Genomic DNA, 11,265 nt, shown 5'->3' with positions numbered 1-11,265 from the left:
GCTCAATTCCGACATGATGCTGCACCTCGCTGCGCGTTGGGGTTGCCCTCAACGTACTCGTCCGGACCGCGATGACCTAGCAAAGCCCGAGGTTCGGGCCCGGATTGGCCGAGACGGTGCGGCGCACGGCTCGGGCTATTTGGTCAGCGTGAACTGGTGCACGCTGATGTGGCCCGAGGCGAAATACTTCTGGCAGCCGTTGAGGTACTTGTGGTAGCGGTCATAAACCACCTGCCCCTGGATGGCGATGGCCTCGTCCTTGTTCGCTTCCAGCGCGTCGGCCCAGATCTCGAGCGTGCGCACGTAGTGCGGGCCGATCTCCTGCAGCTGGCTGATTTTGAACCCGGCTTCGGTGGCCTTTTCCCGCTCCAGCTCCACCGAGGGCAGCCGCCCGCCGGGGAAGATCTCGGTCATGATGAACCGGGCGAACCGGGCGTCTTCGAAGGTCATGTGCAGGCCGAGCTTCTTGCCCTGGCGCAGGTCGAATCCGGTGATGTTGTGCAACAGCATGACGCCGTCGTCGGGCAGCGCGTCGTAGGCCATCTCGAAGAACGCCGGATACCGCTCGAACCCGAAGTGCTCGAAGGCGCCGATCGACACGATCCGATCGACCTTGTCGGTGAACTCTTCCCAGCCCTGCAGTCGGACCTCGACATTGCGTTCGGTGCGGACCTTGGCCAGTTTGTCGATGGCGTACTTGCGTTGCTCACCCGACAGGGTCAAACCGATCACGTTGACGTCGTACTTCTCGATGGCCCGCTGCATGCAGGCACCCCAGCCGCAGCCGATGTCCAGCAGCGTCATTCCGGGCTCGAGTCCGAGCTTGCCCAGTGCCAGGTCGAACTTGGCCAACTGGGCTTCGTCGCCGGTCATGTCTTCGCGCTCGAAGTAGCCGCAGGTGTAGCCCATGGTTGGCCCCAGGAACAGTTCGTAGAACTCGTTCGAGATGTCGTAGATGGACTGCAGCTCGTCGTACTTCGGTGTCAGCTTCGACGTTTGTGCCACAGAAAGCTCCCGCCTGTGTGTGTACCCAGAGCCGAGCATACGACACCGAAGTGGCCCGACGGCGGCTCGAACCGCCGAGCAAACTCACTAAAATCCCAGGTCAGGTGGGGCACTATGGGGTGCCTCGGCGCGCCGGGGGAGCCTGGTTTCGGGGCACTCACCTGGGCCGGGAATCAGCGGGCGGCGCTGTTGAAGGTCAGCGCCAATTGATCGATCACCGGGTCCCAAAGTTCTTCCGGCAAATCGTGTCCCATGCCCGGGAAGAGCACCAGACGGGCTCCGGTGATGTTGTTGGCCACCGCTCGGCCGCCGGCCGGGCGCATCAGCCGGTCGGCCAGCCCGTGGATCACCACGGTGGGAGCTGCGATGCGCTGGTCGTGCCGACGCAGGCTGCCGCTGCCCAGGATTGCGCCGAACTGCCGCGCGACGCCGACCGGGTAGAAGCTGCGCTGGTAGCCGCGCTCGGCGTCGGCGCGCAGTTGGGATTCGGGTTTCGGGTAGGCCGGGCTGCCGATGATCCGCGACACCCGCACCGCGTTGTCGATGATCACCTCGCGCGGGGAATCCGGCGCCGGGCCCTTGATGACCGCGAACAGCGCACGCGGGTCCGGCGGCGGCAGCGCGGCCTGGTTGTTGCTGGAGAAGATCACGCCCAGCGAGGCCGTGCGCGGCGCATGCCGCGCCGCGAACACCTGCGCGATCATCCCGCCCATCGACGCCCCGACGACGTGCGCGTGCTCCAGGTCCAGATGGTCGAGCAGCGCGGCGGCGTCGTCGGCCATGTCCTCGAGGGTGTAGACCGCCGGGCTGGGCCGGCCGATCAGCGAGCGCAGCATGCTCGGATACTGCGAGCCTGCCACCCGCTGACCGTCCAACTTGCTGGACAGGCCGACGTCGCGGTTGTCGAACCGGATCACCCGCAGGTCGCGGTCGACCAGGCGTTGGCAGAACTCGTCGGGCCACAGCAGCAGCTGGGCGCCCAAACCCATCACGAGCAGCACCGGCGGCGCGCCGATATCGCCCATGTCTTCGTAGTAGATGTCCAGGTCGCCGGATTTGGCGAAGCCGGTGCGGATCAGTGAGGTGGACACGACTAGACCTCGACCTGCTTTCCGTCCTCGTCCAGATCCGTGCTGTGCTCCCGGCTGACCTCCACCATGAAGTTGGCGAAGTAACCGGAGAACTGCGGATCGTTCATCATCTGCCACTTCGGCGCCAGCAGTTTCATGTACCGCTCGACGTAGAGGAACTGCTTGCCGATCAGCACCAGTTCGCGGGGCAGCTTGACGTCGTAGGCGTCGGCGAGCGTGGACAGCTGCTTGCCGATCTCGGCGTAGCTCATGTCGCCCAGCGTCTTGAGGGTCAACGGCTGGGCGAAGGACTCCAGATCCTTGGCGGCCTGGGCTTCGGGTTTGACCGTGCCGACCGCGCCGAGCAGCACCACGATCTTGCCGGCCGCCGCGTGATCCTTCTTGACCAGCAGCGAGTAGATCAGCTCGCGCAGCAGCCAGCGGGTGCGCGGATCGATGCGGCCCATGATGCCGAAATCCAGGAACACCACCCGGCCGGTGTCGTCGACCAGCAGGTTGCCGGCGTGCAGGTCACCGTGGAACAAGCCGTGCCGCAGGCCGCCCTCGAAGGTGGAGAACAGCAGCGCCTTGACCAGCTCCTCACCATCGAAGCCCTGCTTGCGGATGGCGGCGACGTCGTCGATGCGCACGCCGTGCACGCGCTCCATGGTGAGCACTCGTTCGGAGGTGAACGGCCAGTGCACCTCGGGCACCTTGATGTTGCGGCCCAGCGGGGAGGCGTGCAGGTGGCTGACCCAGGCCTCCATGGACTGCGCCTCGATCCGGAAGTCGAGCTCTTCGGCCAGGTTGTCGGCGAAGTCGGCGACCACGTCCTGCGCCGAGAGCCGCCGGCCCAGCTTGGCCACCTCGACCAACCACGCGAACCGCTTGAGGATCTGCAGATCGGCGGCGACCCGGCGGCGGATGCCGGGGCGCTGGATCTTGACCACGACGTCCTCGCCGCTGTGCAGCGTCGCGAAGTGCACCTGGGCGATCGACGCCGACGCGAACGGCTTGTCCTCCCAGTGCTTGAACAGGTTCTGCGGCTCGTCGCCGAGGTCCTCCTGGATGAGCTTGTGCACTTCGTCCGGATCGGCCGGCGGCACCGCGTCCAGCAGGGTGCGGAACTCGCGGGACAGCGGTTCACCGAACGCACCCGGGCTGGAGGCGATGATCTGGCCGAACTTGACGTAGGTGGGGCCGAGATCGGCGAAGGTCTGCGGAATCTCCTTGACCACCTTGGACTGCAGGCTGCCGCGGCCGCGCAGCTTGGTGAGCACCCGGCCGGCGGTGCGGGTGAGCTGCCAGCCGGTGGTGCCGACCCGGATGGCTTCGAACGGCAGCGGCACCCGGTCCAGCTTGGCGACCTCCCGGTGAGGTTTGGTCGGACTCATTGTTGTAGTGTGCCAAACCCGCTGTGCCCGGTCCCAATTCTGGTGAGCTGAGCCACAGCGCACGACCGGGGCTATGTCCGACTCGGCTGCCAGGGCGTCAGCCACGGCTGCGGTGCCCAGCCCTCTTGACCAGCGATCAATTCGTACATGGTGGCGCCGTCGATGTGTTCGCGGATGATGTCGGCGTGCCCGGCGTGCCGGGCCAGTTCGTTGATCACGTGCAGGAACACCCAGCGCACCGACCAGGCGTCGATGTCGGGAGGAAACCACGGCGCGTCGCGGGGCACCGGGACGGCGGCGTCCAGGTCGGCGGTTTCCACCAGCCGCAGTGTTTCGGCGTTCTGCGCGGCCAACCGGTCCAAGGCGGCGGCCAGGGTGTCGTCGGCGGCTAGCCGGTACTCGTTCTCGCGTTCGGCGACCCGCAGCTCGAACGGCCGGTCGTCGACCGGCGGGATGCCGGGGGCGGCCGCGACCCGGGCCATCCAGGCGCGCTGCACACCGGCGGCGTGCTGGACCAGACCGCCGATCGACAGGGCACTGCACGTCGGCGTGGCCCGGGCTTGCGCATCGGTCAGCCCGTAGGCCACCGCGGGATAGGCGGCCTGGTGATAGGCCAGGTAGCTGCGTAGCGCGTCGCGCTCGTCGTGCACGGGTGGGGCCAAGGCGGGCATCCGGTTCCTCTCAGGATCGGCGGTTCGGTTGGTGGGTGTAAAGATCACGGATACAGGCGATTTCAGCGCCGTGCCAATGCAACTCGAGTTGTCCGGCGAGGTGCGCTGCCAGGGCCATGAACTCAGCGTGCCAGCAACAAAGGACAGTTTCTGTCCTTTGAATGCGAAAGACTGGGTTCCATGGCGGAGACCACGGCCCGGGTGCTGCAGCTGCTCGGGTTGCTGCAGTCGCGCCGGGTGTGGGGCGGGGCCGAGCTGGCCGAGCGGCTCGGGGTCACGGTCCGCAGCGTGCGTCGTGACGTCGACCGGCTGCGTGAGCTGGGCTATCCGGTGCTGGCCAGCAGAGGGCACGGGGGCGGCTACCAACTGGGCGCCGGGGCGGCCATGCCGCCGCTGCTGCTCGACCCCGACGAGGCGGTCGCCGTCGCGGTGTGTCTGCGGCTGGCTGCCGGCGGCAGTGTCGCCGGCGTGGCGGAGACCGCGTTGCGCGCGCTGTCCAAGTTGGACCAGGTGCTGCCGCCCCGGCTGCGCTCCCAGGTCGGTGCGGTACACGCCAGCACCGTGACGCTGACCGCGGAGTCGGCCGTACCCGTGCAGCCCGAGGTCCTGATGACGCTGGCGCGCGCCTGCCGCGACCATGAGCACGTCGAAGCCGATTACACCGACCGGGCCGGGGCTGCCACGCAGCGCCGGTTGGAGCCTTATCAGCTGGTCACCACCGGTCGGCGGTGGTATCTGCTGGCCTTCGACCGGGACCGGGCCGATTGGCGCACCCTGCGGCTGGATCGACTGGCCGGCGTGCGAGCCTGCGGAACCACCTTCGCGCCGCGCGCGGCGCCCGACGCCGCCGCGTTCGTCAGCCGGTCGTTGAGCAGCTCGCCGTACCGCTACGTGGCGCGGGTGCGCTACCGCTGCGCCGCGGACGTGGTGGCCCGCTACTTCTCGTCGAGTGCGGTGACCATCGAGGCCGACGGCCCGGATGCCTGCGTGGTCAGCGCCGGCGCCGATGATCCGGCCCGGCTGGCGTTGTACCTGGCCATGGTGGACGCCGAGTTCGAGATCCTGAGTCCGCCCGAGGTGATCGCGGCAGCACAGCAGCGCGCGGCCCGGCTGGCCCGAGCCGCGCAATAGCTCGCTGCGCGGAGACGTGCCATCGCAGCCGCAGCAGCAGCAGGCCGCGATGGGCCTGCCAGCCCAGCGACAATGGGTCTCGCCAGCTGCGTTCGCCGTGGTGTCCAGCTTGTTGCTCGGTCACAATGTCTCCACCGTGCCACGGGTTCGGCCACTCGGCATGCCACGCAGGTCAGCCGGGGTGTGAACGATTTCCGAACAATCGGCGAGCCGGGGAAAGTCGGCCCGGACCCGGCGTGTCGAGCGACCCCGGTCAGCCCGGCGCGGGATGGTGAGGTGTGCTCTCTGCGGAGGCGACCGAACTGTTCGTCGGGCCCGATGACGCACCGCTGCAACTGGTCCGGGTGACCTACTGCGGCCTGACCGAGGCCGCTTCGGTGCAGGTGCGCGGCGACGGGCTTTCCACCCCGGAACCGGGGCGCGCCGAAGCGGGCGACGGGGTGGTCGACGTCGCCGTCGTGGTGCGTGATCCCGAACCCGGTCGGCGCCGCGCGGCCCAGGTCGAACTCGGCGCCCAGCGCTGCGATTTCAGCTTCCTCGACGCCGAACCCGGCTGGACCATGTACATGGTCAGCCACTTCCACTACGACCCGGTGTGGTGGAACACCCAGGCCGCCTACACCAGCGAGTGGACCGAAGACCCGCCCGGGGCCTGCCGGCAGACCAACGGCTTCGCGCTGGTGGCCGCCCACCTGGAACTGGCGCGGCGGGACCCGCAGTACAAGTTCGTGCTCGCCGAGGTGGACTACCTCAAGCCGTACTGGGACACCCGGCCCGAGGACCGCGCCGATCTGCGCCGTTTCCTGGCCGAAGGCCGGGTGGAAGTGATGGGCGGCACCTACAACGAACCCAACACCAATCTCACCAGCGCCGAGACCGCGATCCGGAACCTGGTGCACGGCATCGGTTTTCAGCGCACCGTGCTGGGCGCCGACCCGGCCACCGCCTGGCAGCTCGATGTGTTCGGGCACGACCCGCAGTTCCCCGGGATGGCGGCCGACGTCGGCCTGACCTCGAGCTCGTGGGCCCGTGGGCCGTTCCACCAGTGGGGCCCGATGGCCGACGGCGGCGACCCCGAACGCATGCAGTTCGCCAGCGAGTTCGAGTGGATCGCACCGTCGGGCACCGGGTTGCTGACCCACTACATGCCGGCGCACTACTCGGCCGGCTGGTGGATGGATTCGGCCGCGACGCTGGCCGACGCCGAGACGGCCACCCACGAGCTGTTCCGCAGCCTGCAGAAGGTGGCCGCGACCCGCAACGTGCTGCTGCCGGTCGGCACCGACTACACACCGCCGAACAAGTGGGTCACCGAGATCCACCGGGACTGGAACGACCGCTACACCTGGCCGAAGTTCGTCTGTGGACTGCCCAAGGAGTTCTTCGCCGCGGTGCGCGCCGAGCTGGCCGAACGCGGTGCGACGCCGTCGCCGCAGACCCGGGACATGAACCCGATCTACACCGGCAAGGACGTGTCGTTCATCGACACCAAGCAGGCCAACCGGGCTGCCGAGGCCGCGCTGCTGGACGCCGAACGCTTCGCGGCCTTCGCGCACCTGCTGACCGGGGCGGCCTACCCGGAGGCCGCGCTGGCCAAGGCCTGGGTGCAGTTGGCCTACGGCGCGCACCACGACGCCATCACCGGCTCGGAATCCGATCAGGTCTACCTGGATCTGCTCACCAGCTGGCGTGACGCCTGGGAGATCGGGCACCACACAGCGGCCAACGCGCTGACGGCGCTCACCGCGGCCGTCGGTGCGGCACCGTTGACGGTGTGGAACCCGTTGGCGCGCAACCGCACCGACATCGTGACCGCGCACCTGACGCAACCGGCCGGCCCGCGCAGCTGCGTTCTCGACGACACCGGCGCCCCGGTGCCCACCGTCGTCGGCGACGACGGTCACACCGTGAGCTGGCTGGCCGCCGACGTGCCGTCGCTGGGGTGGCGGGCCTACCGACTGGGCGACGCCGCGACCGACACCGGCTGGCAGCCGGTCGACGGTGTGCGGATCAGCAACGCGCACTACGAGATCCAGGTGGATCCGGATCGTGGCGGTGGTGTGGTGTCGCTGCGCCACGGCGGCCGAGAACTGATCGCCGACGGCCGGGTGGGCAACGAGCTCGCGGTCTACCAAGAGCATTCCGCGCACCCGAAAGCCGGGGAAGGGCCCTGGCATCTGCTGCCCAAGGGTCCGGTGCGGACCTCGTCGAGCGCGCCCGCGCAGGTCCATGCGGTGCGCTGTCCGCTCGGTGAGCGGCTGGTGATCCGCGGCGGCATCGACGGAGTGCTGCGCTACACCCAAACCCTGACCCTGTGGCACGGACTGGACCGGGTGGACTGCCAGACCGTGCTGGACGACTTCGTCGGCGAGGACCAACTGGTGCGGTTGCGCTGGCCCACCCCGGTACCGGGTGCGGTGCCGGTCTGCGAGGTCGGCGACGCAGTGATCGGGCGGGGTTTCGGTCTGCTGCACACCCCGGGCTCGACCGAGTCGGTGGACACCGCAACGCAGCCCTGGACGTTGGAGAACCCGGCCTTCGGCTGGTTCGGGTTGTCCTCGGCGGCGCGGCTGCGGTGCAGTGCCGAGCAGGTGCAGGCCGTCGCGGTGGCCGAGGTGATCACCCCGGCCGACGCCGAATCCGGGCCGTTGGCGCGTGAGCTGCTGGTGGCGCTGGTGCGCGCGGGTGTGACGGCCACCTGCTCGGCGGCCGACCGGCCGCGCTACGGACATCTGGAGGTGGACTCCAACCTGCCCGACACCCGGATCGCCATCGGCGGCCCGGACCGCAACCCGTTCAGCGCGGCGGTGCTGGCCGCCGCCGACCCGGACTACACCGCCGAGCTGGAACGTCAACTGACCCAATCCGACAGCGCCCGGGTGCTGATCCCGGCGGTCAATCCGGTGGCCGACGAGTGGGTGCCCGACGCCGATTTGCGGGCGGTGCGCGCGCTGCCGGTGCTGGTGCTCGCCGGCCGCGACGAGGCGGCCCTGGTCCGGGCCGTGCGCGCGGTGGCCGCCGATCTCGACGACGCCGAGATCGAGGTACCGCAGCACCCGCCGGGAGTGCGCACCGGGTTCGAAGCCGGCACCGTCGCAGTGCTTAACCGCGGCGTGCCGAGCTTCGCGGTCGAATCCGACGGCACCTTGCACACGTCGCTGATGCGCTCGTGCACCGGTTGGCCGTCCGGGGTGTGGACCACACACGAGCGTCGTTCGGCGCCCGACGGGTCCAACTTCCAACTGCAGCACTGGTCGCACACCTTCGACTACGCCGTGGTCGCCGGGACCGGCGACTGGCGCGCGGCCGGTGTGCCGGCGCACAGTGCCGAGTTCTCCCGCCCGCTGTATGCCGTGCCCGGGCTCGACGTAGCCGCAGAACCCGTGCCGGGCAGCGGGTCCCTGCTGCGCGTGCGCGGCGGCCAGGCGCACGTCGAAGCAGTGAAACTGGCCGGCAATCCCACCCCGGCGGGCAGTGCGGCCGCGGTGTCGGGCCAGTTGGCGGTGCGGCTGGTGGAGGCCTGCGGCCGCGACGTCGAGATCGAATTGGGTTCGGATGTGGCGGCCCTGACGGTGCGGGCCAAGGCCGATCTGCTCGAGCAGTCCCGTCAGCCGATCTCCGCGGTCCGGCTGCACGGTTACGAAATCGCCACGGTGCTCACCGAATTCGAGTCCCACCGCGGGTCGGCAGCCGATCCGCCGGTCCGCCTCGCGCCCGATGCCGAAGCCGCCCAACCGCTCTACGCCCGGTACTGGCTGCACAATCGCGGACCGGCACCGCTGGGCGGGCTACCCGCCGTCGCTCATCTGCACCCGCACCGGATCCAGACCGACGACGCCGAGTTCGGGTTGCGCCTGACCGCGGCCAGTGACTGCACCGACGTCGCACTGCGCGGCCAAGTCCGGCTGCACTGCCCGCCGGGCTGGTCGGCCAGGCCGGCCGTGCTGCCGTTCACACTGGAACCCGGTGCTCATCTGGAAGCCGAGATCCGGATCAGCGCGCCGAGTACCGCACCGGGATGCTACCCGGTGCGCGCCGAGCTGGCCCTGACCGGAACGGACCTGCCCGCGGCGTGGCGGCAACCGGTCGAAGACGTCTGCCTGGTGCAACTGGGCCAACCGGCCGACGCCGACGCGGCCGCGTTCCGGCTGATCGACGGTCCGCACGACGTCGAGTTGGCAGCCGGACACACCGGCCGGCTGACCGTGCAGGTGGCCGGTGACCTGGCCGGCGACCTGGCGCTGGAAGCCCACCTGATCAGCCCGTGGGGCACCTGGGAATGGCTGGGTCCGGCCGCGGTGGGCGCGCTGCTGCCGGCCGCCGGCCAGATCGAGCTGGCCTTCGACGTCAGCCCGCCGCGCTGGCTGGAACCCGGGCAGTGGTGGGCGCTGATTCGGGTGGCCGGCGCCGGGCAGTTGGCCTACAGCTCGGCGGCCCGGGTGGTGGTGACATGAACGTGCTGGCCGCGCGGGTGGCCGGAACGGCGGTGTCAATCGACGACGTCGACGCCGCCGAGGCCGAGCTGCGCGCCCGGATGCCGGCTGCCAGCCTGCCGCTGGCCGGCACCAGCGAGGGCCGACAGCTGCGGCGGTGGGTCACCCAGCTGCTGGTGACCCGACGGGTGGTCGCCGTCGAAGCCACCCGACTCGGGGTGTCCGCCGAGCATGCCCCGGGCATCACGGAGCTGCTCCCGGATGCGACCGCGCGGTTGGAGATCGGCAGCGTACTGGCCGACGTGCTGGCCGAACCGCTGGCGCGGGCGTTGTTCGACTACGTCACCGCCGACGTCACGGTGCCCGACGCGCAGATCGCCGCCTACCACTCCCGCAACCCGACCCGGTTCGCCGGGACCGTCGCGGTGGGTGCCGGCTGGCAGGCCCCGGTCTCGGCGCCGCCACCGCTCGGGCAGGTGCGCGACCAGATCCACCGGCACCTGCACGGCGCGGCCCGCCGGCGGGCGTTTCGGTGCTGGCTGGACACCCGTTGCGCCGATCTGGTCGAACTCGCGCCCGGCTACGAACATCCCGGTGACCCCCGCCAACCCGACAACATCCACCGGCACTAGATGACCGACCTGACCCTGGCCCTCGACATCGGCGGCACCAAGATCGCCGCCGGGTTGATCGACGACGACGGCACGGTGGTGCGGCGTACCCAGCAGCCGACCCTGCGCGGCACCGACCCCGAGCTGCCGTTCGCAGTGGTCGCCGACCTGATCGCGACGATGTCGGCCGGGCGCACCCTGCGCGGCGTCGGGATCAGCTCGGCCGGCCCGGTCGACCTGGCGGCGGGCAGCATCAGTCCGGTCAACGTGCCGGCCTGGCGCGGTTTCCCGATCCGCGACAGGGTCGCGCAACTGCTTCCCGGTCTGCCGGTCGAGTTGGGAATGGACGGGCTGTGCATGGCGTTGGGGGAGCACTGGTGCGGCGCCGGGCAGGGCGCATCGTTTTTGCTCGGCATGGTGGTGTCCACCGGCGTCGGCGGCGGACTCGTGCTCGACGGCCGGCCCTACGAAGGGCGCACCGGCAACGCCGGGCACGTCGGGCATGCCGTCGTCGACCTGGCCGGACCGCCGTGCGCGTGCGGCGGCCGCGGCTGCGTGGAAGCCATCGCCAGCGGTCCGCGGATGGTGGCCTGGGCGCGTGAAAATGGTTGGCAGGCACCGGAATCCGCTGATGCCAAAGTGCTGGCGCAGGCCGCGGCCGGCGGCGACGCCGTCGCGGTCCAGACGTTCCGGCGCGGCGCCACCGCGGTGGCCGCGATGATCGCGTCGGTGGCCGCGGTGTGCGATCTGGACCGGGTGGTGATCGGCGGCGGCGTGGCCAAGTCCGGCCCGGTGCTGTTCGACCCGTTGCTGGCGGCGTTGGCCGGCTACACCGGGCTGAGCTTCATCGAGGGGCTGACGGTCAGCCCGGCGCTGCTCGGCGGGGACGCCGGGCTGGTCGGTGCGGCCGCGCTGCTGCGGGTGCCGCGATAGCTCGGCGAGTACCGGCG

At 70.1% G+C, this 11,265-nt stretch carries 8 protein-coding genes; 4 read left to right on the top strand and 4 right to left on the bottom strand.

What is annotated here, in order from left to right:
* Positions 1-135: 135 nt before the first annotated feature.
* The 4 genes from AC5Y3P_RS20855 to AC5Y3P_RS20840 form a co-directional block, all read right to left on the bottom strand.
* Positions 136-1,005 carry a cyclopropane mycolic acid synthase family methyltransferase gene (locus AC5Y3P_RS20855; protein ID WP_500047844.1) on the bottom strand — a complete coding sequence of 290 codons (870 nt, stop codon included), beginning with the start codon at positions 1,003-1,005 and terminating at the stop codon, positions 136-138.
* A gap of 173 nt (positions 1,006-1,178) precedes the next feature.
* Positions 1,179-2,030 (bottom strand): alpha/beta fold hydrolase, encoded by an 852-nt coding sequence (locus AC5Y3P_RS20850; RefSeq protein ID WP_500047847.1) that lies wholly within the window; start codon positions 2,028-2,030, stop codon positions 1,179-1,181.
* 68 nt (positions 2,031-2,098) lie between these two features.
* Entirely contained in the window at positions 2,099-3,469 is a 1,371-nt protein-coding gene (locus tag AC5Y3P_RS20845; protein WP_500047843.1) for an ABC1 kinase family protein, read from the bottom strand.
* Between the two features lie 71 nt (positions 3,470-3,540).
* On the bottom strand, positions 3,541-4,140 hold the full coding sequence (locus AC5Y3P_RS20840; protein ID WP_500047842.1) for a DinB family protein: 600 nt from the start codon (positions 4,138-4,140) through the stop codon (positions 3,541-3,543).
* Positions 4,141-4,320: 180 nt separating this feature from the next.
* Here AC5Y3P_RS20840 and AC5Y3P_RS20835 point away from each other — a divergent pair, with 180 nt between their 5' ends.
* From AC5Y3P_RS20835 to AC5Y3P_RS20820, 4 genes are all read left to right on the top strand, one after another.
* Positions 4,321-5,271 carry a helix-turn-helix transcriptional regulator gene (locus AC5Y3P_RS20835; protein ID WP_500047841.1) on the top strand — a complete coding sequence of 317 codons (951 nt, stop codon included), beginning with the start codon at positions 4,321-4,323 and terminating at the stop codon, positions 5,269-5,271.
* Between the two features lie 278 nt (positions 5,272-5,549).
* Entirely contained in the window at positions 5,550-9,725 is a 4,176-nt protein-coding gene (locus AC5Y3P_RS20830; RefSeq protein WP_500047840.1) for a glycoside hydrolase family 38 N-terminal domain-containing protein, read from the top strand.
* Positions 9,722-10,336: a DUF7158 domain-containing protein gene (locus AC5Y3P_RS20825; RefSeq protein ID WP_500047839.1), complete on the top strand. Its 615-nt coding sequence runs from the start codon at positions 9,722-9,724 to the stop codon at positions 10,334-10,336. Before AC5Y3P_RS20830 ends, AC5Y3P_RS20825 begins: the two co-directional genes overlap by 4 nt.
* Positions 10,337-11,248: an ROK family protein gene (locus AC5Y3P_RS20820; protein WP_500047838.1), complete on the top strand. Its 912-nt coding sequence runs from the start codon at positions 10,337-10,339 to the stop codon at positions 11,246-11,248.
* Positions 11,249-11,265: the final 17 nt, after the last annotated feature.

Source organism: Mycobacterium sp. NGS45, from assembly GCF_059812645.1.
Note: the sequence above shows the minus strand (reverse complement) of the source record. Positions and strands in the feature narration are given on the sequence as shown.